This is a genomic window from Tenacibaculum sp. SG-28 (assembly GCF_002954385.1).
In the GTDB taxonomy this organism is placed as follows: domain Bacteria; phylum Bacteroidota; class Bacteroidia; order Flavobacteriales; family Flavobacteriaceae; genus Polaribacter.
This window is the reverse complement of record NZ_MQVY01000003.1, coordinates 273,727-295,533: the sequence shown is the minus strand read 5'-3', so window position 1 is coordinate 295,533 and position 21,807 is coordinate 273,727. Positions and strand designations below refer to the sequence as shown.

Annotated in this window: 21 protein-coding genes; 13 read left to right on the top strand and 8 right to left on the bottom strand. The window is 35.8% G+C overall.

Going from position 1 to position 21,807, the window contains the following annotated elements:
* Nucleotides 1-30: 30 nt before the first annotated feature.
* The 6 genes from BSU00_RS09510 to BSU00_RS09485 all read left to right on the top strand — a co-directional run bounded on the left by BSU00_RS09510 (nucleotide 31) and on the right by BSU00_RS09485 (nucleotide 6,786).
* Entirely contained in the window at nucleotides 31-1,800 is a 1,770-nt protein-coding gene (locus tag BSU00_RS09510; protein ID WP_105004160.1) for a cbb3-type cytochrome c oxidase subunit I, read from the top strand.
* 139 nt (nucleotides 1,801-1,939) lie between these two features.
* Nucleotides 1,940-2,962 carry a Holliday junction branch migration DNA helicase RuvB gene (ruvB, locus tag BSU00_RS09505; protein ID WP_105004159.1) on the top strand — a complete coding sequence of 341 codons (1,023 nt, stop codon included), beginning with the start codon at nucleotides 1,940-1,942 and terminating at the stop codon, nucleotides 2,960-2,962.
* 27 nt (nucleotides 2,963-2,989) lie between these two features.
* Nucleotides 2,990-4,720 carry a SulP family inorganic anion transporter gene (locus BSU00_RS09500; protein ID WP_105004158.1) on the top strand — a complete coding sequence of 577 codons (1,731 nt, stop codon included), beginning with the start codon at nucleotides 2,990-2,992 and terminating at the stop codon, nucleotides 4,718-4,720.
* A gap of 7 nt (nucleotides 4,721-4,727) precedes the next feature.
* Nucleotides 4,728-6,134: a rhodanese-like domain-containing protein gene (locus BSU00_RS09495; protein ID WP_105004236.1), complete on the top strand. Its 1,407-nt coding sequence runs from the start codon at nucleotides 4,728-4,730 to the stop codon at nucleotides 6,132-6,134.
* A 6-nt stretch (nucleotides 6,135-6,140) separates the two neighbouring features.
* Nucleotides 6,141-6,518, top strand: coding sequence for a rhodanese-like domain-containing protein (locus BSU00_RS09490; protein WP_105004157.1), 378 nt, complete (start codon nucleotides 6,141-6,143; stop codon nucleotides 6,516-6,518).
* A gap of 4 nt (nucleotides 6,519-6,522) precedes the next feature.
* Complete coding sequence (locus BSU00_RS09485) at nucleotides 6,523-6,786, top strand: heavy-metal-associated domain-containing protein (protein ID WP_105004156.1); 264 nt, start codon at nucleotides 6,523-6,525, stop codon at nucleotides 6,784-6,786.
* Between the two features lie 60 nt (nucleotides 6,787-6,846).
* Here the strand turns inward: BSU00_RS09485 and nqrF are convergent, their stop codons facing one another.
* Genes nqrF through BSU00_RS09455 form a run of 6 tightly spaced genes read right to left on the bottom strand, consistent with a single transcriptional unit; the run spans nucleotide 6,847 to nucleotide 12,908 of the window.
* Entirely contained in the window at nucleotides 6,847-8,154 is a 1,308-nt protein-coding gene (nqrF, locus tag BSU00_RS09480) for an NADH:ubiquinone reductase (Na(+)-transporting) subunit F (RefSeq protein ID WP_369820318.1), read from the bottom strand.
* 2 nt (nucleotides 8,155-8,156) lie between these two features.
* The gene (nqrE, locus tag BSU00_RS09475) at nucleotides 8,157-8,930 is read right to left on the bottom strand and encodes an NADH:ubiquinone reductase (Na(+)-transporting) subunit E (protein WP_105004154.1); all 774 of its coding nucleotides are present in this window, start codon (nucleotides 8,928-8,930) and stop codon (nucleotides 8,157-8,159) included.
* A gap of 25 nt (nucleotides 8,931-8,955) precedes the next feature.
* The gene (locus BSU00_RS09470; RefSeq protein WP_105004153.1) at nucleotides 8,956-9,600 is read right to left on the bottom strand and encodes an NADH:ubiquinone reductase (Na(+)-transporting) subunit D; all 645 of its coding nucleotides are present in this window, start codon (nucleotides 9,598-9,600) and stop codon (nucleotides 8,956-8,958) included.
* A 2-nt stretch (nucleotides 9,601-9,602) separates the two neighbouring features.
* A complete protein-coding gene (locus BSU00_RS09465; protein ID WP_105004152.1) occupies nucleotides 9,603-10,343 on the bottom strand; it encodes a Na(+)-translocating NADH-quinone reductase subunit C in 741 nt (246 codons plus the stop codon).
* A gap of 3 nt (nucleotides 10,344-10,346) precedes the next feature.
* The gene (locus tag BSU00_RS09460; protein ID WP_105004151.1) at nucleotides 10,347-11,552 is read right to left on the bottom strand and encodes an NADH:ubiquinone reductase (Na(+)-transporting) subunit B; all 1,206 of its coding nucleotides are present in this window, start codon (nucleotides 11,550-11,552) and stop codon (nucleotides 10,347-10,349) included.
* Between the two features lie 3 nt (nucleotides 11,553-11,555).
* Nucleotides 11,556-12,908 carry a Na(+)-translocating NADH-quinone reductase subunit A gene (locus BSU00_RS09455; protein WP_105004150.1) on the bottom strand — a complete coding sequence of 451 codons (1,353 nt, stop codon included), beginning with the start codon at nucleotides 12,906-12,908 and terminating at the stop codon, nucleotides 11,556-11,558.
* Nucleotides 12,909-13,069: 161 nt separating this feature from the next.
* Between BSU00_RS09455 and BSU00_RS09450 the strand changes: the two genes are divergently transcribed.
* Genes BSU00_RS09450 through BSU00_RS09440 form a run of 3 tightly spaced genes read left to right on the top strand, consistent with a single transcriptional unit; the run spans nucleotide 13,070 to nucleotide 15,811 of the window.
* Nucleotides 13,070-14,281 (top strand): DUF5103 domain-containing protein, encoded by a 1,212-nt coding sequence (locus BSU00_RS09450; protein WP_105004149.1) that lies wholly within the window; start codon nucleotides 13,070-13,072, stop codon nucleotides 14,279-14,281.
* A 48-nt stretch (nucleotides 14,282-14,329) separates the two neighbouring features.
* Nucleotides 14,330-14,716, top strand: coding sequence for a Co2+/Mg2+ efflux protein ApaG (apaG, locus tag BSU00_RS09445; RefSeq protein ID WP_105004148.1), 387 nt, complete (start codon nucleotides 14,330-14,332; stop codon nucleotides 14,714-14,716).
* Between the two features lie 3 nt (nucleotides 14,717-14,719).
* On the top strand, nucleotides 14,720-15,811 hold the full coding sequence (locus BSU00_RS09440; RefSeq protein ID WP_105004147.1) for a DUF3667 domain-containing protein: 1,092 nt from the start codon (nucleotides 14,720-14,722) through the stop codon (nucleotides 15,809-15,811).
* A gap of 28 nt (nucleotides 15,812-15,839) precedes the next feature.
* Here the strand turns inward: BSU00_RS09440 and BSU00_RS09435 are convergent, their stop codons facing one another.
* Nucleotides 15,840-16,562 (bottom strand): NRDE family protein, encoded by a 723-nt coding sequence (locus tag BSU00_RS09435; RefSeq protein ID WP_105004146.1) that lies wholly within the window; start codon nucleotides 16,560-16,562, stop codon nucleotides 15,840-15,842.
* A 142-nt stretch (nucleotides 16,563-16,704) separates the two neighbouring features.
* Here BSU00_RS09435 and pruA point away from each other — a divergent pair, with 142 nt between their 5' ends.
* Nucleotides 16,705-18,330: an L-glutamate gamma-semialdehyde dehydrogenase gene (pruA, locus tag BSU00_RS09430; RefSeq protein ID WP_105004145.1), complete on the top strand. Its 1,626-nt coding sequence runs from the start codon at nucleotides 16,705-16,707 to the stop codon at nucleotides 18,328-18,330.
* A gap of 56 nt (nucleotides 18,331-18,386) precedes the next feature.
* Here the strand turns inward: pruA and BSU00_RS09425 are convergent, their stop codons facing one another.
* On the bottom strand, nucleotides 18,387-19,010 hold the full coding sequence (locus BSU00_RS09425) for a hemolysin III family protein (protein WP_105004144.1): 624 nt from the start codon (nucleotides 19,008-19,010) through the stop codon (nucleotides 18,387-18,389).
* 164 nt (nucleotides 19,011-19,174) lie between these two features.
* Here BSU00_RS09425 and BSU00_RS09420 point away from each other — a divergent pair, with 164 nt between their 5' ends.
* The 3 genes from BSU00_RS09420 to BSU00_RS09410 are packed head-to-tail and all read left to right on the top strand — an operon-like array spanning nucleotide 19,175 to nucleotide 21,781.
* The gene (locus BSU00_RS09420) at nucleotides 19,175-19,651 is read left to right on the top strand and encodes a hypothetical protein (protein WP_105004143.1); all 477 of its coding nucleotides are present in this window, start codon (nucleotides 19,175-19,177) and stop codon (nucleotides 19,649-19,651) included.
* Nucleotides 19,652-19,658: 7 nt separating this feature from the next.
* On the top strand, nucleotides 19,659-20,117 hold the full coding sequence (locus BSU00_RS09415) for a hypothetical protein (protein WP_105004142.1): 459 nt from the start codon (nucleotides 19,659-19,661) through the stop codon (nucleotides 20,115-20,117).
* Nucleotides 20,012-21,781, top strand: a complete 1,770-nt coding sequence (locus tag BSU00_RS09410) for a hypothetical protein (protein ID WP_146104834.1) — start codon at nucleotides 20,012-20,014, stop codon at nucleotides 21,779-21,781. The genes BSU00_RS09415 and BSU00_RS09410 overlap by 106 nt, the downstream gene beginning before the upstream one ends.
* The last annotated feature ends 26 nt before the right edge of the window (nucleotides 21,782-21,807 follow it).

The following is a 21,807-nucleotide window of genomic DNA, read 5'->3' as shown; positions in this document are numbered from 1 at the left end:
TTATTTAAAAAATTTATAAAGATATTAGATATGTCAGATCATCATCACAAAGAAACATTTGTAACAAAGTACATTTTTAGTACCGATCACAAAATGATATCTAAACAATTCTTGGTAACAGGTATGTTTATGGGTATCATAGGAGTTTTTATGTCCATGTTATTCCGTTTACAGTTAGCATGGCCAGAAAAGTCATTCTCTATTATAGAGGCCTTTTTAGGGAAACATCAAGTGGATGGCGTAATGAACCCAGATATGTATTTGGCTTTAGTTACCATACACGGTACCATAATGGTATTTTTCGTATTAACTGCAGGTTTAAGTGGTACTTTTTCAAATCTATTGATTCCATTACAAATTGGCGCAAGAGATATGGCATCTGGTTTTATGAACATGGTTTCCTACTGGCTATTTTTCCTTTCTTCTGTGGTAATGGTTATCTCTTTATTTGTTGAAGCGGGCCCTGCCTCAGCAGGTTGGACAATATATCCTCCATTATCTGCATTGCCACAAGCAATTCCAGGTTCTGGAACAGGAATGACCTTATGGTTGGTATCGATGGCTATTTTTATCGCATCATCGCTTATCGGTTCCTTAAATTACATAGTTACGGTATTAAATTTACGAACTAAAGGAATGAAAATGACACGTTTACCACTAACCATGTGGGCGTTTTTCATCACTGCAATAATCGGTGTAATTTCCTTTCCAGTTTTATTATCCGCTGCGCTTTTATTAATATTTGACAGGAGTTTTGGTACTTCATTTTTCCTATCGGATATTTTCATCTCAGGCGAAGTATTACATTACCAGGGTGGTTCGCCTGTCTTATTTGAACACTTATTTTGGTTCTTAGGACACCCAGAAGTATATATCATTTTATTACCTGCCTTAGGATTAACTTCCGAAGTTATCTCTACCAATGCACGTAAGCCAATTTTTGGATATCGCGCTATGATTGGTTCTATTATGGCTATTGCCTTCCTTTCTACCATCGTATGGGGGCACCATATGTTTGTTTCCGGAATGAACCCATTTTTAGGTTCTGTATTTACATTTACAACCGTATTAATTGCGATTCCTTCAGCAGTAAAAGCATTTAATTATGTAACAACATTATGGAAAGGTAACCTACAAATGAACCCAGCTATGCTTTTTTCTATCGGATTAGTATCTACGTTTGTGACCGGTGGTTTAACAGGGCTTGTTTTAGGGGATTCTGCCTTAGATATTAACGTACACGATACTTATTTTGTGGTAGCACATTTCCATTTAGTAATGGGTGTTTCTGCTTTATTTGGAATGTTTGCAGGTGTTTACCATTGGTTCCCTAAAATGTACGGACGAATGATGAATAAAACTATGGGTTACTGGCATTTTTGGATTACCATTATCGCTGCATATGGCGTATTTTTCCCTATGCATTTTATTGGTTTGGCCGGTCTTCCAAGACGTTATTACACAAACTCTAACTTTCCAATGTTTGATGATTTAGCTAACATCAATGTTTTCATGACCGTTATGGCTATTATTGGAGGTTTAGGACAACTTATATTTTTAGCAAACTACTTTATCTCTATTTACCGTGGAGAAAAAGCTACGCAGAACCCATGGAAATCTAATACACTAGAATGGACAACTCCAGTTGAGCATATTCACGGAAATTGGCCAGGAGCAATTCCAGAGGTACATCGTTGGGCTTACGATTACAGTAAAACCGACGAAAATGGTGAATATTTACACGGTAAAGATTTTGTTTTACAAACTACGCCTTTGTTAGAAGGTGAAGAACCATCCTAACCTACGGTAGTTATAAAAAAGCCTCTTGAAAAGAGGCTTTTTTTGTGTAAATAATATTCTATACCGCTGTTTTTTATAGGTTTGCTAAGTAACTTTTATTACAAATTGACGTTATATTTTGACGTATATTTGTATTCCTATGAATGAACATTTAAATCCTGATGCTAATCATTTAACCAATGAAGAATTGGAGGTAGAAAAAAAGTTACGTCCGCTTTCTTTTGAGGATTTTAGTGGTCAGGAACAAGCAATAGAAAATCTTAAAATTTTTGTAGAGGCTGCAAATCAAAGAAACGAAGCCTTAGACCATACGCTCTTTCACGGTCCTCCGGGTTTGGGTAAAACTACTTTGGCACATATTCTTGCAAGTGAATTAGGTGCAGGTATTAAAGTCACCTCAGGTCCTGTTCTTGATAAACCAGGAGATCTTGCTGGTTTACTCACTAACTTAGAGGAACGCGATGTTCTGTTTATTGATGAAATTCATAGATTAAGTCCTATCGTAGAGGAATATTTATATTCCGCTATGGAAGATTTTAAAATTGATATCATGATAGAGTCTGGTCCTAACGCTAGAACTGTTCAAATTAACTTAGAACCTTTTACCCTAGTAGGTGCCACTACCCGTTCCGGTCTGCTTACCGCTCCCATGCGCGCAAGATTTGGGATTAGTAGCAGGTTACATTATTATTCGACCGAACTATTGAGCACTATTTTACAAAGAAGTGCTATGATCTTAAAAGTTCCTATAAGTATGGAAGCTGCTATTGAAATAGCAGGACGAAGCAGAGGGACTCCAAGAATTGCTAATGCCTTGTTACGTAGGGTAAGAGATTTTGCGCAAATTAAAGGAGATGGCACCATTACTATCGCTATCGCTAAATATGCTTTAAAAGCGCTTAATGTTGATGCCCATGGTTTAGACGAAATGGACAATAAGATTCTATCGACGATAATCGATAAATTTAAAGGTGGTCCGGTAGGTCTCTCTACATTGGCAACCGCTGTTTCTGAGAATGCCGAAACCATAGAGGAGGTATACGAACCGTTTTTGATACAACAAGGTTTTGTAATGCGCACTCCACGTGGAAGGGAAGTTACCGATATAGCATATAAACATTTGGGTAGAATAAAAGGATCTTCGCAAGGAGAGTTATTTTAGTATCTAATCGTTAGTAATGGATGTGTAATGAAAATAGTAAAGAAGCTTATTCCTATCTTAGATTGGTTACCCAATTATAATGCCTCCTATCTTTCGAGGGATTGTATTGCCGGAATAACAGTAGCTATCGTCTTAATTCCTCAAGGGATTGCTTATGCTTTGATAGCAGGATTACCACCCATTTACGGCTTGTATGCTGCACTAGTGCCACAATTAATGTATGCCATTTTCGGTTCTTCACGTCAGGTCGCTATAGGTCCTGTTGCTATGGATTCTTTAATTGTTGCAACAGGTGTTTCTACTTTAGCACTCACTGGCTCTGAAAGCTACATTGCCATAGCTATTTTATTGGCTTTTATCGTTGGTATTATTCAGTTTCTTATGGGTATTTTTCGTTTGGGTTTTGTAGTTAATTTTTTATCCAGGCCCGTAATAACTGGGTTTACCTCTGCCGTTGCATTGACCATCGGTCTCAATCAATTTAAAAATCTTTTAGGAGTAGACTTTTTACAGAGTGATCAAATACACCTATTGGTGCAGGATATTTTGGCAAAGTTAGGATCTTTGCATACAAAAACTACCATTATTGGTTTGTTTGCTTGTTTTGTTATTTTGGTAATTCGAAAGCTTAATAAAAAAATACCGAGTGCTCTTATTGTAGTTATCTTAGGTGTTATTTCTATTAAATATTTTGGTGTTTATTTCCCAGATGTTTCTATCGTGGAAGATGTGCCTTCTGGCTTACCTTCTTTTGAGATTCCAGAGTTAGATATCGTTCTTATCAGAGAATTATTACCGATTGCTTTTACCTTGGTACTTGTAGGATATCTAGAAACAATTTCTATCGGTAAAACATTAGAAGCTAAGCAAGATGAGTATCGCATACGCCCTAACCAAGAATTGGTCGCTTTGGGGATTAGTAATATGGTTGGTTCGTTGTTTAAAGCTTACCCATCAGCATCTAGTTTTTCAAGGTCAGCTATTAACGCAGAATCGGGAGGTAAGACTGGTGTTTCTGCTATTGTTTCTGCTCTTTTAGTAATTGTTACTTTATTGTTTTTAACACCTTTATTCTACCATCTTCCCAAGGCGGTATTAGCAGCTATTATTATCGTTGCGGTTTTTAATTTGGTAAATATTCGAGAGGCGAGACGTCTTTGGACCGCTAACAATTTAGATTTTTGGTTGTTGGTAGCTACTTTTTTGTCTACATTAATTTTTGGTATCGAATATGGAATTTTTATGGGTGTAGGATTATCGCTTATCGTTCTTATATTTAGAACATCCCGTCCATATATAACCGAACTTGGCAAAGTTCCTAATTCTGATTTTTATCGCAATAAACATCGCTTTAACGATGTGGTCATAGATCCTGAAATTTTAGTATTTAGATTCGATGCCCAATTGTTTTATGCAAATTCTAGTTATTTTCGAGACAAGTTGGAAGATATGGTAGCGGAAAAAGGAGCTCCCCTAAAACTCATTGTTTTGGATGCGGAGAGTATAAATAGAATAGATAGCACCGGAGTTGAGATGTTAAAAGAAAGAATTCGATTTTATAAAAAACAAGGCATTACATTCTATTTCGCCGGAGTAAAAGGTCCTGTTAGGGATTCCCTATTTAGAGGAGGTTTGTTAGAAGAAATTTCCTTAAATGAGTTTTTCATGCGAGTAAATGGAGCCGTACATTTTTATAAAACCGGTGACAATATTAATCAAGTAAAATATGCGCAATACATACACCAAGCGTATAAATAGATACATTATGAAAATAGAACAAATATACACAGGTTGTTTGGCGCAAGGAGCCTATTATATGGAAAGTGAAGGAGAAGTAGCAATTATTGATCCTTTACGTGAAGTACAGCCATACATAGCAATGGCAGAAAAGGCTGGAGCAAAGATTAAATATATCTTCGAAACACATTTTCATGCTGATTTTGTCAGTGGTCATATCACACTAGCGGAAAAAACAGGGGCAACTATCGTATATGGACCTTCAGCCAACACCAAGTATGACGTGCACATCGCAAAAGATGGAGAGGAGTTTACCGTGGGTGCTATTACAATTACCGCGCTTCATACTCCTGGTCATACGCTTGAAAGTACTACGTATTTAGTGAAAGATACTCATGGAAAAAATCATGCAATTTTTAGTGGAGATACTTTGTTTCTTGGCGATGTTGGAAGACCTGATTTGGCACAAAAAGGAAAAGACATAACTCAAGAAGACCTAGCAGGTATGTTATTTGATAGTCTACGAAATAAGATAATGCCCTTAGAAGATGATGTTATTGTATATCCTGCGCATGGTGCCGGTTCTGCTTGTGGAAAAAATCTCAGTAAAGAAACTATCGGAACTATAGGAGAACAAAAAAAATCAAATTATGCCTTACGTGCAAACATGACGCGAACCGAATTTATAGCAGAAGTTACTGAAGGATTACTTCCTCCGCCTGCCTACTTTCCTTTAAATGTTAAATTAAATAAAGAAGGATACGCTTCTATCGATGATGTATTGCAGAAAGGTTCAAAAGCATTATCTCCAGAAGAGTTCGTAGCTTTAGCTTCATCCAGCAATGCTGTAATTTTAGATGTAAGGCCACAAAACCAATTTATTAAAGGATTTATACCGCAATCTATTTTTATTGGTTTAAATGGTAGTTTTGCTCCTTGGGTGGGTGCATTAATTCAAGACGTAACGCAACCAATTCTTTTAGTAACTCCAGTTGGACAGGAAGAAGATACTATTACTAGGTTGTCTCGTGTAGGTTTTGACAATGTTCTTGGCTATTTAAAAGGAGGTTATTCTACTTGGGCTAATAGCGGAAAAGAAGCCGATGAATTACTTTCTGTTACCGCTTCGGTATTAGAAAAGAAAATGCAAAATGGGGCAATTGTTTTTGATGTACGTAAACCCGGAGAGTATACTAGTGATCACATTGTCAATGTGGCCAATACACCATTAGATTTTATAAATGACCACATACAAGAATTTCCCACAGACAAAGATTTTTACTTACATTGTGCCGGTGGATATCGTTCTGTAATTGCTGCTTCTATTTTGAAATCAAGAGGATTTCATAGGGTTATTGATGTTGCAGGTGGATATAAAGATATTAAAACTACTAGTATCCAAAGAACGACCTCTATTTGTTCTTCAAATAAATAATTAGGTATGAAACAGTTTTTTTATTTTTATGGTGTGCTACTGCTATTAATTATTGGCTGTAACACAACTTCGTCTGTAAAAAGTATATCGGTTAATGAATTGGAATCCGTTATTGCAAATACAGATTCTATTCAGATAGTAGACGTTAGAACTCCTAAAGAATGGCAAAGTGGCGTAATTCCTGAGGCCATCAAAATTGATGTTAACGCACCAAGATTTTTGGAATCTGCCGAAAAAAATATCGATCCTTCCAAGCCTGTCTATCTGTATTGTAGATCTGGTCGAAGGAGTATGATTGCTTGTGAATTATTGCGAGACAAAGGATATAATGTGTATAATATAGAAGGAGGTTATTTACAATTGCTTCAGACTTACAAAGACTAAAAGTATGGAAATATTTATCGAAAATTTAAAGTGTGGCGGCTGCGCTGCCACTATTCAAAAGGAATTAGAAGCCATGGATGGTGTATCTGAAGTAACGGTTGATGTGAATGCTTGCAAGGTAATGCTTACAACATCACTTGAGAAAAGCGATCCAATCGTTTTAAAATTGGCCAAATTAGGATATCCAGAACAAGGTAGTACTAATACTGTATTACACAAGGCAAAGTCCTTTGTGAGTTGCGCAACAGGGCGACTTCAGAATACCTAATTATATAAATAATGGTATAAAAAAACCGAAGCAATTGCTTCGGTTTTTTATACTTTATTTTTATCCTCCAAAATCATCGAATCTAATATTCTCATCTGGGATTCCATAATCTTCGCCCATTTTTTGAACTGCGTTGTTCATTAATGGAGGTCCACAGAAGTATAATTCAATATCTTCTGGTGAATCGTGTTTTGACAAGTAGTTATCGATTACACAATTGTGCACAAAACCAACGAATCCATCTCCATCAGCATCCATATTTTCTTTTACTTTCCAATTATCTTCTGGTAAAGGTTCCGAAAGTGCAATGTGGAATTTAAAGTTTGGAAATTCCTTTTCTAGATTCCAGAAATGATCCAAGTAAAACAATTCTCTTTTAGAACGTCCACCATACCAATACGATACTTTTCTTCCTGTTTTCAATGTTTTGAATAAGTGGTAAAGGTGCGAACGCATCGGTGCCATTCCTGCACCACCACCAACATAAAGCATTTCTGCTTCTGATTCGTTAATGAAGAATTCTCCATAAGGACCTGATATAGTAACTTTATCGCCTACTTTTCTCGAAAATACATACGAGGAAGCAATCCCAGGATTTACATCCATCCAACCACCTTTAGCTCTATCGAATGGAGGAGTTGCAATACGTACATTTAACATGATTTCTCTTCCCTCTGCAGGATAAGAAGCCATTGAATAAGCTCTTTCTACAGATTCTGGATTTTTCATCACTAGAGGCCATAATTTAAACTTATCCCATTCTTCTTGGAATTTATCTGGAGTATCATGCTCTTCAGGATGCGCTGTAATATCCATATCTGAAAACTTCACTTCGCATGGTGGTATTTCAATTTGAATATATCCTCCTGCTTTGTAGTCCATGTCTTCAGGAATTTCTACCACAAACTCCTTAATAAAAGATGCCACATTGTAATTACGTACTACTGTCGCTTCCCATTTTTTAATTCCAAATATTTCTTCTGGAATTGAAATATCCATGTTTTGCTTCACTTTTACTTGACACGCTAAACGAATTCCATGTTTAAGTTCTTTTCTCGTAAAGTGAGGTGTTTCCGTGGGTAATGCTTCCCCACCACCAGAGTTTACATGACATTCGCATTGGATACAAGAACCACCACCTCCACAGGCAGATGGTAAAAATATTTTTTGATTTCCTAATGTTGTCAACAAAGTTTCTCCCGATGGAACTTCTATACTTTTATCACCGTTTATTGTTATGGTTACTGGCCCCGATGGTGCTAATTTTTGTTTCACAAATAACAATAATGCCACCAATAACAATGTTATTGCCAAAAACGCTAATACGGTAATTAGCACTGTTCCTCCTGTGCTTGCTTGTAATGCTATCATTATTTTTTTATTTCTTTTGTATTATCCGCTAATTCTTTAGCTTCTTTTAAATCCTTCTCCTCTTCGCCTTCCGATATTTCAATAGTCTTTTCTTCTACTTTAGGCTCTGTTGTAACTTCAGCATTAAGAGTTTTTTCTTCCTTACTGGTATCATCTCCACCAGTTAACATTCCTCCAAAACTCATAAAGCCAATGGCCATTAAACCAGTGATAATAAACGTTATTCCTAAACCTCTTAGTGCAGGAGGTACGCTTGAGTAACGAATTTTTTCACGGATAGCAGCTATAGCTAGTATGGCGAGAAACCATCCGATACCAGAACCAATTCCGTAAACTAAGGATAGTCCTAGTGTTGGAATTTCTCTAGATTGCATGAATAAAGACCCACCTAATATGGCACAGTTTACTGCAATTAGCGGTAAGAAAATACCAAGGGAGTTATATAGTGCAGGTGCAAATTTTTCTACAATTATTTCTACTAATTGTACCATTGTAGCAATGGTAGCGATAAACATAATAAAGGATAGAAAGCTTAAATCATAAACTGCATATTCTTCTCCTAACCAAGATAGCGCTCCTGGTTGTAATAAATATTGATCTAATAACCAGTTAATCGGTACAGTAACTGCTAACACGAATATTACTGCTGCTCCTAAACCAACTGCGGTAGATACTTTTTTCGATACAGCTAGGTACGAACACATCCCTAAGAAGGTGGCAAATACCATGTTGTCTATAAATATCGATTTGAAAAACAATTCTATATGTTCCATATTCTATTTTTTACTGAAGACAATTTTAGTCTTCAATTAATGCTTTGTTTCTACTACGTTGTACCCAAATAATGATACCAACTACTATTAAGGCCATCGGTGATAATAACATGAATCCATTATTCTCATAGCCAATTGCATATAATCCTGTTTTTTCGATGGGATCTCCTAGAACTTTATATCCTAATAAAGTTCCAGAACCTAATAATTCTCTAAAGAATCCAACAGCGATTAAAATTACTGCGTACCCTAACGCATTTCCAATACCGTCTAAAAATGAACGCCAAGGGCCATTCCCTAAAGCAAAAGCTTCAAAACGTCCCATGATAATACAGTTGGTAATGATTAACCCAACAAAAACCGATAGAGTTTTACTAAGTTCATATGCGAAGGCTTTTAGCACCTGGTCTACAATAATTACTAATGTAGCAACTACGATTAACTGTACGATAATTCTAATTTTTGAAGGGATAATATTCCTCATTAAGGAAATTACCACATTTCCAACACCCAATACGAAAAGTACCGATATAGACATTACAATCGATGCTTTTAATTCTGCAGTAATTGCTAGTGCAGAACAAATACCTAAAACTTGAATAGTAATAGGGTTGTTATCCGCTAAAGGATCTTTTATTAATGTTAAGTCTTTTTTTGATAATAGTCCCATGATTATTTCAATGTTTTAAAGTAAGGTACATACATCGCTAATTCTGATTTTATCATAGCGGAAACACCGTCACCGGTAATGGTAGCACCGGCAATTGCATCTACTTCGTTGTCGTCTTTAATTTCGTTTTTTGGGTCAGCATTACCCTTTGCTACAGTAATACCTTTAAAAGAACCATTGTGCATTAGCTGTTCACCGGCAAAATCATCCATAAAGAAGCGCTGCTTGATGTTAGCTCCTAATCCTGGAGTTTCTCCTTTATGGTCAAAGAATACTCCCTGAACTACCATGTCTTTATCCATGGCTATATACCCCCAAATTGCATCCCACAATCCCTTTCCTCTAATAGGTGCGATGTAAAATGTTTTTCCATCTTTTTCACCAATAAACAAAGGATATTTGCGGTTTTTACCTTCTTTTGCTAATGTTTGTTGCTTCTTAACATCTATTAAATATGCTTCGTTACTTTCAGAAACATCCTCTCCTTGAATAACTAATTGCTTCTTGATATACTTCGAAAATTCTTCTGCAACCTTATCTTTAGAAACAAAAATAGCACTGCTTTCATCATTTTCATTAACTCCCATTGCATACAAAATATTCTGCTGTTTTTCGATACGCTTGTTGGCATCAATTGCAGGTCTTAAAGAAGCTGCTGTAAAGGCTAATAATGCCCCAACTGCTAACACCATTCCTATTGCGAAGATTAGTGTATATACGTTGCCATCTGTTTTTTTACTCATGATTTAAGCAGTTTTAGCTTTTAAACGTTTTAATCTTTTATTTACATTACCTTGTACTACATAGTGATCAATTGTAGGAGCGAATACATTCATTAATAAAATCGCTAGGAATACTCCTTCCGGATAAGCTGGGTTAAATACTCTAATCATTATTGAAATAAATCCGATTAAAAAACCATATATCCATTTTCCTTTGTTAGTTTGTGAGGCTGTTACTGGATCTGTAGCCATGTAAACAGCACCAAAAGCCAATCCTCCAATCATCAAGTGGTCAAACCATTCTGCACTCATCAAACCGTAAAACTTGCTCGATTCTGTAATCACCCCGCTAGATACCACGAAATTAAAAATTAATCCCATAACTGCAGCACCAATGAAAGTCGATACAATTATTCTCCAACTTCCTATTTTAGTGAAGATCAGGAAGGCAGCTCCTACTAAAATTAAAAATGTAGATGTTTCTCCTACAGAACCCGGAATAAAACCGAAGAATTTTTCAAACATAGAATATGAAGATTCCATATTTTGTGCGTAGCTACCAAGTATTGTCTCCCCTGAAATAGCATCGGCTGTTCCTGCTCTATTTACTGCATCGTGAACCCATACTTTGTCTCCCGACATCCAAGTTGGATAGGCAAAGAATAAGAAAGCACGAATCGTTAAGGCAGGATTTAAAATATTCATCCCGGTACCACCGAAAACTTCCTTTCCGATAACAACACCAAATGCTACTGCTACAGCTAGCATCCATAAAGGCAGATCTACAGGAACGATTAATGGAACTAACATTCCGGTTACTAGATATCCTTCCTCTACTTCGTGTCCTTTGATAACTGCAAAAATAAATTCGATTACCAGTCCAACCAAATAAGAAACGATCACTAAAGGTAAGATCTTTACAATTCCCACCATTAAGTTACTAAAATTCCAAAAGTTAGCGCTGAAAAACCCAGTTACTCTTGAAACTTCACCAGAAGCAAGGTGGGTTTGGTATCCTGCATTGAACATACCGAATATCAAGCATGGCACTAATGCCATGATTACAACATTCATGGTACGTTTTAAATCATCAGCAGCCTTAATGTGAGTACCTCCATGGGTAGTCTCATTAGGTAAATATAAAAAGGTATGGATCGCATTGAATGCTGGAGCCATTTTTGTTCCTTTATATTTTTCTTTTAAATTATGTAAATTTTCTTTTAAACTCATGTTTTATCCTAATTCTTCCCGCATCAAATCCAATCCTTCTCGAATTATTTTTTGATGTGGCTGTTTTGATACACAAATAAACTCTGTTAATGCAAAATCTTCCGGAGCGATTTCGTAAGCACCAAGTCCTTCCATTTCGTCAAGATCTTTGTACATACAAGCCTTAAGTAGTTGCATTGGGTATATGTCGAGAGGGAATACTTCTTCATATGACCCAGTAATTACAAATGCTCGGTGTTCACCGTTGGTATTTGTATTTAAATCGTATTTTTTCTTTGGATTTAGCCAAGAAAAAGTCAGTGCTCTTGAAGTGGAAATTTTATTGAAAACTGGTTTGTTCCACCCAAAGAATTCATAATCGTCTCCTTCTGGAATTGCTGTAATTTGGTTGTCGTAAAAACCTAAAAATCCTTCCTCTTTAACTTCCAGTCCACTCAATACATTACCGCTGATTACCCTTGCATTATTTCCTTCAAGATTACCTTCTGTTAGGGTGCTTATTTGTGCCCCTGCATAACCTATTACATAGGCTGGTTTATTGAATTTTGACCCGGTTAACGCAATAATTCTTTTCAGGTTGAGATTACCAGTTGTGAACAGTTCCCCAATTACGAGAACATCTTGTGGTGTTACCACCCAAACAACTTCTCCTTTGTTTATTGGGTCAATACTCGCAATTTGTGTGCTTACGTTTCCAACTGGGTGCGGACCAGTAACTTTATGTAATTCAATACCTTTAATGTTGTTAAAAGGTGATAGAGTAGAATCACTTCCTATAGAAACATGTACTTTACCGCTTGTTAATTTGGTTAAAGATGTGAGTGCAACTTGCAATTCTTTTTCTTTACCTTTTAACGTGTAGTCGTAATCTGCTGCTAAAGGAGCACTAGCGTATGCCGAAACAAATATGGCTTTTGGTTCTTGATTTGGGTTGGCTACCACATCGTAAGGTCGTTGTTTAATAAACGGCCAACACCCTGATGCGAATAGGTGATTTTTCACTTCTTCTCCAGACATGTTATCCACATCTTTAACACCAAAATCTTTGAATTCCTGCTTGCTATTGGCAGTGATTTTAATTTCTAAAACTTTTCTTCTTGCTCCACGAACAATTTCCGTAACTTTTCCACTAACAGGACTTGGAAATAAAATCCGTTCATCACTTTTGTCATAAAAAAGTGCTTCTCCAGCTTTTACTTCAGTACCTTCTTTTGCTATAAGTTTTGGAATTACTCCGTGAAAATCATTTGGTCTAATTGCAAAAATACTACCTAAAGGTTTTTCGGTAGTTAGCTTTTCTGCTTCACCAACTAGCTTGATATCCAAGCCTTTTTTAATACGGATGTCTTTTGACATAGTAACTAATAGATTTGATTTTCTTAAAAAACACGCAAATTTAAAAATTTTGAAAACCACATTAGAGCAAATCCTTTTTTATCTTTATTAAAACAGTTTATTTATATTAGTTCTAAATAAATCCTGTCTTTTTGACTTATTTTTTGGTATTTTTGTATCCTATGCACCGTAAAATTGTCATCTTTTTCTCAGTGTTTGTTTGTCTCTCTTTACGTTCTCAAAACATAAAGACTGTTCAATTAAAAGCATCTAATAATTCCTCTAGTTTTTCTTGCGCTTTTAAGCTCGGGACTAAGGTCGTACTGACCTTTGATGATTTAGAGGCAGACACTAAAGAATATTCTTACAAAATTGAACATTACACTCATGATTGGAAGCCCAGTACTTTAAGTGTAAATCAATACATTATTGGGTTTGATGAAAATCCGATTCTCGACGTTACGAATTCTTTCAATACACTCCAGCCTTATACGCACTACTCGGTTGCTTTTCCGAATAGCAATACCAGAATTACTAAAAGTGGTAATTACTTAATTTCTATTCTAGATGAAGATGAAAACACGGTGTTTTCAAGAAGGATTATTTTTTACGAAGATACCGTGGTCGTTGGCGTTTCTGTTTCTAGAAGTAGAACAAATTTAAACGATAAAGAACAAATTGTTCAGTTTATTGTTAACCATCCTAATTTGACTATTAATACACCAAACCAAGAAGTTACAGCTGTATTGCTGCAGAATCATTCTTGGAACAACCAAATAGCGAATATTCAACCTTTATACGTGAAATCCAACCAACTCGTTTACAACCATACTACTACCACAAACTTTCTTGGAAACAATGAATTTAGAAATTTTGATACCAAATACGTAAGAAATACGAGTATGAATATTGAACGGGTAGAACGGATCGATATATACCATACTTTCTTATTTGCGGACGAACCAAGAAGAAATAGAATTTATTCGTATAACCCGGATATTAATGGACAATTTACCATTACTACACTAGATGCAAACGACGCTGCCACAGAAGCAGACTATACCATGGTTCATTTTTCATTATTAGCAGAGCCTTTTTCAGAGGATGTATATGTATACGGTGCTTTTAATGATTTTCAAATGAGAGAAGAAAACCGCATGATTTACAATAACACTTCGCATCGTTACGAAGCTTCCATACTTTTGAAACAAGGTTTTTATAACTATACATATGCCACGGAATCGAATTCTGGTACCGTTAATTTAAATAGTATTGATGGGACGTATTTTCAAACGGAAAATGAATATACGGCTGTTATTTACTACCGTCCTTTTGGAGGATTATATGATCGGGTTATTGGTGTAGGTTTTGGGTACTATAATCAGAACAGATAATTTCTTAAATTTGCTTTTCATAAAAAACAATAAAAGGATAGCTTACCAATGGTCCAAAAAGCAACAAAAGGTATTAATATTTCCGTAAAAACAGTTTATAAAGGACCTGTTTTTGAAAGACAACAGTTGTTTTATTACTTCAGTTATTATATTTTGGTTGAAAATAATTCCGATGATTCCATCCAACTTTTAGAGCGTTTTTGGTCTATCCATGATTCCTTAAAAGATACCAATTTTGTTCAGGGTATCGGTGTAGTTGGAAAAACACCAATCATCAAAGCAAAGGAAAGTTATAGCTACACTTCAAATTGTTTTTTGTCTTCTACAATCGGCGCTATGAATGGAAAGTATAAAATGCTTAATACAGATACTGGAGAGCAATTTTTTGTACCTATTCCAACGTTTCAATTAGCCACTGAATCCATACTAAATTAACCCATGCTTACAAAGAAAAAGGCAATCGTCTTAAAAGATCCAAATTGTTTAAATTGTGGATACCCTTTTACCAAAGATGAAAAGTTTTGTCCGGAATGCGGACAACAAAATAAGGGTAGTAGAATAACCTTTAAAAGCTTCATGAATGAAATGTTTCGAGGTTTTTTCTCTTGGGATGCTAAGTTTTGGAGAACACTAATACCGTTGGTTATTAAACCAGGAAAAGTTTCTTCGGAATACATCATAGGGAAACGTCAAAAATACTCGAATCCTTTTCGTTTTTATTTAACGGTTTCCATATTGTTTTTTTTATTTTTAAGTCTTCATAATTCTTATCAAAAGCTTCATGAAATCGGTGACTTTTCCCAAAATGAAAGTAGAAATACTACTTTTAACATACGAACATTGCAAGACGCTGAAAAAGATTCTATATCTAAGGCGGTTATAAAAAAACTCAAGAAAAGTACCATTGCAAAAAATATCATTCCAGATTCTATCAATACCAAAAACACTAATTCTTTCCTGCAAAATTTAACAGAAGCGATAAATTACAGTGAAGAATTTGCTGATTTTCAGAGAGCAAATCCTGATTTGAATATCGCTGAGGGTATTGAAAAGTTAGAGTTAGAAAATACTATGGCTACTCGTTTTTGGTATTCTAGAATGATGAAATTTATTCAAATCACAAAAAATAAAAATGAACGCGATCGTTTTTCGCAAGAACTTTTATCGCTTGGGTCGTTATCTTTATTTATTCTTCTGCCATTGTTTACCTTGTCATTAAAGCTAATTTACATTAGAAAAAAGTATACCTATGTAGAGCATCTGGTTTTTGTGTTTCATATACAAACCGTATTTTTTCTTTTGCTAACCTTGTTTTTTATTTTAGATGTTTTTGTATACGGCCAAATAGGAAAGTCTGCAGCGGTTTTTATTCCCATATTTGCGGTGTATTTATTTATGGCGATGAAGAAATTTTACAAACAAGGATTTTTTAAAACGTTTGTTAAATATTGTATTGCGAACCTGATGTTTTTTATTCTTACCTCTTTTGGAATTGTTATTTTATCGATGTTAGTCTTTGCATTTTTTTAGATTGTATTCCTGTTGACCTAGCACTTAACTATTGGAAGGTAGCTCCTAGTTGTAGTAACGTATTTTTTTGTGGATTTTGGTTGTCAAAGTATTCTAGTGAAACGGTGTCTTTTATTTTGGTAAAACAGGTTACACTAACGGTTTCGACCTTGTCTCTTTTCATTTGTAGTGAAGTTTCTGAGGTTCCTCTTTTTTTATCGTTATGAAATTCTAAAAGTTTCACTTTAGTTAAACGGTCTTGTTCTTGTAACCAATCGGAAAACCATGCTTTTCTTTGGTTTCTCATTTCTTTGTTGTAAAGGGTAGAGGACGACCAAATCTGAGGTTTATTTGGTAGTTTTTTTAGGTGTTTTGTATTTCCATCCCAAACTAGTTCATGTGCAACTAAATTATTTTTCCAATCTACGAATACAATGGTAAATGGTTCAATGTTTAAAAAGTTGATTTTTTTTATTTCCTCTAAAGCATCGACAGAAGATAATAGTTTTTTAACCACCTTGCCACGACTCATCGCATAAGATTTCGCTCTTTGGTGTTTTTCAAATGCACCATTGAGAAGACATACTAGTCTTTTATGTTCGCTTATTCCAATCCATGTTCCTCCAGCTAGAGAATCTTTAGGATAGTATAAAGCTATGTCGTTTTCCAGGTATTTTTTAGGGGCAATTGCTTCTCTACTTGGATCCTCATCTCTATTGGAGGTGAAAATGAAATTGTTTTTACCTAAAGGCAAATAGGTTACCGTGCACATATCGTATTAGTTTCTGAATAAATTAGACAAGCAAACCATTCCTATATTACTAAAAATAAATGTAACTTTGTCTTGCATTTAATTAAATTTTAATTGCAAATAAAAGCAAAGAAATAAATTTATTAACAAAGAACATACAAAAATGGGAAAAGGTTTTTTTCACGTTCCAACGGCTATCAATGAGCCTGTAAAAGCTTATGCACCTGGATCTCCAGAGAGAGTAGCAGTAGCGGAACAGTATAAAGCATATTTTAACGGAACGGTAGACGTTCCAATGTATATTGGTGGCGAAGAAGTAAGAACCGGTAAAACAAATGCCATGACACCTCCGCATGATCATAAACATGTTGTAGGACATTACCATTTAGGAGATAAAAGTCATGCAGAAAAAGCAATTGCAAATGCTTTAGAATCTAGGGAGAAATGGGCACAGATGCCTTGGGAGCAGAGAGCGGCCATCTTTTTACGTGCAGCCGAGTTAATCGCCGGGCCTTACCGAGCTAAAATTAATGCAGCAACTATGATTGCGCAATCTAAAACGGTGCATCAGGCAGAAATCGATGCTGCTTGTGAATTGATAGATTTCTTGCGATTCAATGTGGAGTATATGTCAGAAATCTACAACGAACAGCCCAATTCTGATGACGGTATATGGAATAGAGTGGAGTATAGACCATTAGAAGGTTTTGTATATGCTATAACGCCTTTTAATTTTACTGCCATTGCAGCCAACTTGCCTGCATCTGCTGCAATGATGGGTAATGTGGTGGTTTGGAAGCCGTCTGATAGTCAAATATTTTCTGCAAAAGTGATCGTTGATATTTTCAAAGAGGCAGGCGTCCCAGACGGAGTAATCAACGTGATTTATGGAGATCCAGCAGCAATAACAGACGCTGTATTAGCATCTCCAGATTTTGCCGGAATTCACTTTACTGGGTCTACTTTCGTCTTTAAGGAACTTTGGAAAAAAATTGGTGAAAATATTCACCACTATAAAACGTATCCAAGAATAGTAGGAGAAACAGGAGGAAAAGACTTTATTATTGCACATCCTTCCGCAAACCCCAGGCAAGTGGCTACAGGAATTTCAAGAGGAGCCTTTGAATTTCAGGGGCAAAAGTGTTCTGCTGCTTCAAGAGTTTACCTTCCAAAGTCACTAGCACAGGAAACGTTAGATTTTGTAAAAGCCGATATTAAATCTTTTAAGATGGGGTCTCCAGAAGATATGGGCAATTTTATAACTGCAGTTATACATGAGGGATCTTTTGATAAGCTAGCAAAATACATCGACCAAGCAAAACAAGATGCAGATGCTGAAATTATCGCGGGAGGAAATTATGATAAATCGAAAGGGTATTTTATTGAACCAACAGTTATACTAACTACCAATCCTAAATACACTACTATGGAGACCGAATTATTTGGCCCTGTGGTTACCATATATGTATACGAGGATGCAGCCTGGTCAGATACCTTAAAGTTGGTCGATCAGACCTCAGAGTACGCCTTAACGGGAGCGGTTTTTTCAACAGATAGATACGCCGTTGCAGAAGCGACAAAAGCACTAGAAAATTGTGCTGGAAACTTCTATATCAATGATAAGCCAACAGGTGCAGTGGTAGGGCAGCAACCATTCGGTGGTGCCAGAGCCTCTGGGACTAACGACAAAGCAGGTTCCGCACAAAACTTATTGCGTTGGGTGTCGCCAAGACTAATTAAAGAAACTTTCGTGTCACCAACCGATTACCGCTATCCATTTTTAGGATAAGGAGTTGATTTTATATTCGTATACAAGCAGTAACCAATTAGTTGGTTGCTGCTTTTTTATATTACATACCATAAAATTAGTAAGTAATGACACAAGGCTCCGGCAAGAACAAAGAAGTGCCAAATAACATGGTGGTAGGGAATCTTTTTCACTGCGTAAAATACAATGCCAATCGTATAAAATAACCCTCCTAGAATTAATAAATCTAGTCCTTTCGGGTCTAGAACTGTTTTAAGGCTATCCATATCGATAACAATAAGCCAACCCATTACCAAATACAACAATGTTGAAAATATTTTGAATTTGCCGGTGAAAAATAGCTTTAATAGAACACCAAATAAGGTAATACCCCATGCTAACCAAAACAACAACCATCCTTTGTTGTCATGCAGTAAAAGTAGAGCAACCGGAGTATAGGTGCCTGCAATTAAAAAGTATATGCTAATATGGTCAAAGATTTTAAAGAGGTATTTTTTTCTTTTCGAAGTTGTTGCATGATATAATGTGGAGGCTGTAAATAAGAGAATAAGAGAGATGCCATAGGCTAAAATACTAAATGTCGCCAATGGTTTTTCGGAATTGTTTTGTAAAAGAATGACAAGTCCTATGCTTCCTAAAACAGCGCCAATACCATGGGATATAGCATTTAGCTTTTCTTCAAATGGTGTCTGTGTTTGCATAAGTATAACAGTTATTATAAATACTAACAAAGATACGTAGTTGTTCTAGTTCTTTCCTATTCGCTTGTCAGATAGTTTAAACCCTGACAGATGTGGTTTAGCTATTGTTTTTTGTTTAGAAATAGAACTTTCTTATATTCGTCCCAAATCCAAGTCATTAGTTCATGAAAAAAATATTACTCTTACTTCTTTTTATTTCTAATTGGAGCTATGCCCAGATTGGTCCTGAATCTCTGTTTGCTCTTCCAGCGCTTACCACCGCTGAGATGAATACGATTGCTCCACTATCAGGATTGAAAAGTGGAACACTTTTTTACAATACAACAGTTGATAGTTTATACTTGCGAACCAATTCAGCATGGCAGAAAATTGCTCCTATAAACGACATTTCGAGTACGGATCCATTTTTAACTATAACCAATACGAATAATGTTTTTGAGATCACTACTAATTTTACAAATATTGAGAACGAATTGCTGTTTGAAGATGATGATTTTTGTTACGTTTCTATGCTTTCTAATCAAACAGAATATCTAGTAATTCGATATCATAAAGCAGATCCAAACATTGAAACTAGAGCAACAGGTGCAGTACCACAGCCAAGTTCTCTAGCAGCAGTACAAGCATTAACTTTTAACTAAGGCACAAATGACCCGTATTTTTCTCTTCTTTTTTTTTGCATCAATTTGCCAGATTAGTTTTGCTACTTTTACCCAAGCGGGAAACGTAATTACCCAGTCAGGTACTGACAATGATTTATCTGGTTTAAATGGTCTAAGCGGGGTATCGGTATATACCCAAGGAACTGGATTAGACAGGTATGTTATCTATGACTTAGGAAATCACAGATTGGTGATTACTGGAACATTATACCATAATCCTGAAGAAGAACAGCTTTTATTTAACAATCCTCCAAATCCTATTGTAGAAATAGCAAATGGTGCTACGTATAATTACGGTGATGATGTAATAACAAATGGAATAACAAGGCAAACCATAGGTTGGGAATTTATGTCTCTTCCACCGATAGAGGTTGTTGTGATGCTAATGATGCTGCAATTGCAGTTAAAAATGGAGCGACTTGGAATTGGAAAGGTGGTACAATAGACGTAGGACAATTGCCTTGGTTCGCCGAAGCTTCCTCTACTGTAGATATCGTAAATGGGGTATTACTTGTTCGAAGAAGCGCTACTGATGATGTTGTACAAATACGACAAGATTCTGAGAATTTTACTGTTGATGGTTTTACCTTTATTGGAAATGGAGAGGGAGATTTCACTTTCCTTGAAAGACCGATAAAGATTAAAAATTACAGACCGGAAACTACTGGTGGAGCCATTGCATTTTCGCGATTTACCCCTAATGAAGATATCGTGTTTGAAAACTATTCTGGAGGAGATAAAGGAAATACTTTAGATGTTAAGTTTTGGCAAGGTTCACGCCCTGTTTTTATCAATTCTAAAACGGGGTCTCAGTTACGTGCTGGGAATCATAAAAATGACGGGAATAGTGCAGGTTACGGTGTTGCTTTGGTGTACCAAGAAATAGAACTTAATGTAACTGATTTGGCCAATGCGCCATTACCTAATGTAAGGATGTATATAAAAGATACTAATCATGGTGGAAGACAACTTTATAACGCAGAGAGTCCTGTTGTAGATGTTACTGGCGATATGGTGTATGAGGTCACCACAGATAGTAATGGAAATATACCCAAACAACAAGTATTATTGGCAGCTAATGTAGCAAATACCGGAGGGGTGAATGGGATTAATTCTGGCACTTATGCTTGGGATTATCGTGGGAATAGAAATGATTCTAGTGATTTGTTCGATATTCATTTATGGTCGTACAATCACTTATACCAAATACTTTCGGATACCCCATTAAGAGGTTTAGATGGAACAGCTTTGGCAACGAAATTATTTGATGATTTCGCTATATCAGAGACAAATAAAGCTGTCGTAGATGCGTATACTACTATTGATAACTTAGATAAGTTATACGATAGAGCCAAGAGCTATAAAGTAAGCAATGTAACTACTTTGGGTATTGCAAATTCTTTTTTTACTACCAATGGTGATCGCTTAATTTTAGCGCAAGATTGGAATCTTACCATTGATCAAACTGCATCAGAAGTTTTTACGGTAGATGAAGCCAACAAATTAGTAACTATTAAAACTAACGTTTTAAGATTTGGATCAAAGTTTAAGACAATTGAAGCTTCTGGAGAAGTTAAAACTATTAATGGAGCTACCATGGAATTCGGGTATAAAGATAGTACTGGGACATATAAATATGTAGAATTACCAAATTTAACTGCAACTACGGTAACTATTACTGATTTTGTGCCAGACCCATCAGTAGTTTTACAAGAGACACCTGGTTATACAGGAACGTTTAAGTCTCTTTTTCAAGCACCTACAGACGCCTCGAATACCAAGGTTAAATTATCTCGATTTGGATATTCGGAATGGATAGAACTTGTTTTGGAATCCGATTTGTCTTTTATACGAAACGTTGAATTAATAGCACTTCCCGAGTGGTCGAATAACCAGCAAGAATTACTATTCTACACCCATAAAATACTACAAAAATCGGAGGCTTTAAAAAACGCATTCAATAATCCAATACAACCAGAGCTAATTATCAACAATACCACAACGCCAAGCACAGCGCCGGCATCGGAGGAAAATCAGGAGGCTTTATTACAGCTTTTAAAAAGAAACCTGATGAAAATTACAACCATAAGAGAGCGAATGAATAAGTAAACTATTATTTTTTTCTTTACGAAGAA

Excerpts from the sequence above, each read along its gene's own strand:
- BSU00_RS09460 (WP_105004151.1), bottom strand. The coding sequence starts at position 11,552 with ATGAGTTTAAAAGAAAATTTACATAATTTAAAAGAAAAATATAAAGGA.
- BSU00_RS09465 (WP_105004152.1), bottom strand. The coding sequence starts at position 10,343 with ATGAGTAAAAAAACAGATGGCAACGTATATACACTAATCTTCGCAATA.
- BSU00_RS09470 (WP_105004153.1), bottom strand. The coding sequence starts at position 9,600 with ATGGGACTATTATCAAAAAAAGACTTAACATTAATAAAAGATCCTTTA.
- BSU00_RS09490 (WP_105004157.1), top strand. The coding sequence starts at position 6,141 with ATGAAACAGTTTTTTTATTTTTATGGTGTGCTACTGCTATTAATTATT.
- BSU00_RS09435 (WP_105004146.1), bottom strand. The coding sequence starts at position 16,562 with ATGTGCACGGTAACCTATTTGCCTTTAGGTAAAAACAATTTCATTTTC.
- BSU00_RS09500 (WP_105004158.1), top strand. The coding sequence starts at position 2,990 with ATGAAAATAGTAAAGAAGCTTATTCCTATCTTAGATTGGTTACCCAAT.
- BSU00_RS09450 (WP_105004149.1), top strand. The coding sequence starts at position 13,070 with ATGCACCGTAAAATTGTCATCTTTTTCTCAGTGTTTGTTTGTCTCTCT.
- BSU00_RS09415 (WP_105004142.1), top strand. The coding sequence starts at position 19,659 with ATGACCCGTATTTTTCTCTTCTTTTTTTTTGCATCAATTTGCCAGATT.
- BSU00_RS09495 (WP_105004236.1), top strand. The coding sequence starts at position 4,728 with ATGAAAATAGAACAAATATACACAGGTTGTTTGGCGCAAGGAGCCTAT.
- apaG (WP_105004148.1), top strand. The coding sequence starts at position 14,330 with ATGGTCCAAAAAGCAACAAAAGGTATTAATATTTCCGTAAAAACAGTT.
- BSU00_RS09455 (WP_105004150.1), bottom strand. The coding sequence starts at position 12,908 with ATGTCAAAAGACATCCGTATTAAAAAAGGCTTGGATATCAAGCTAGTT.
- BSU00_RS09485 (WP_105004156.1), top strand. The coding sequence starts at position 6,523 with ATGGAAATATTTATCGAAAATTTAAAGTGTGGCGGCTGCGCTGCCACT.
- BSU00_RS09440 (WP_105004147.1), top strand. The coding sequence starts at position 14,720 with ATGCTTACAAAGAAAAAGGCAATCGTCTTAAAAGATCCAAATTGTTTA.
- nqrE (WP_105004154.1), bottom strand. The coding sequence starts at position 8,930 with ATGGAACATATAGAATTGTTTTTCAAATCGATATTTATAGACAACATG.
- ruvB (WP_105004159.1), top strand. The coding sequence starts at position 1,940 with ATGAATGAACATTTAAATCCTGATGCTAATCATTTAACCAATGAAGAA.
- BSU00_RS09420 (WP_105004143.1), top strand. The coding sequence starts at position 19,175 with ATGAAAAAAATATTACTCTTACTTCTTTTTATTTCTAATTGGAGCTAT.
- BSU00_RS09510 (WP_105004160.1), top strand. The coding sequence starts at position 31 with ATGTCAGATCATCATCACAAAGAAACATTTGTAACAAAGTACATTTTT.
- pruA (WP_105004145.1), top strand. The coding sequence starts at position 16,705 with ATGGGAAAAGGTTTTTTTCACGTTCCAACGGCTATCAATGAGCCTGTA.
- BSU00_RS09425 (WP_105004144.1), bottom strand. The coding sequence starts at position 19,010 with ATGCAAACACAGACACCATTTGAAGAAAAGCTAAATGCTATATCCCAT.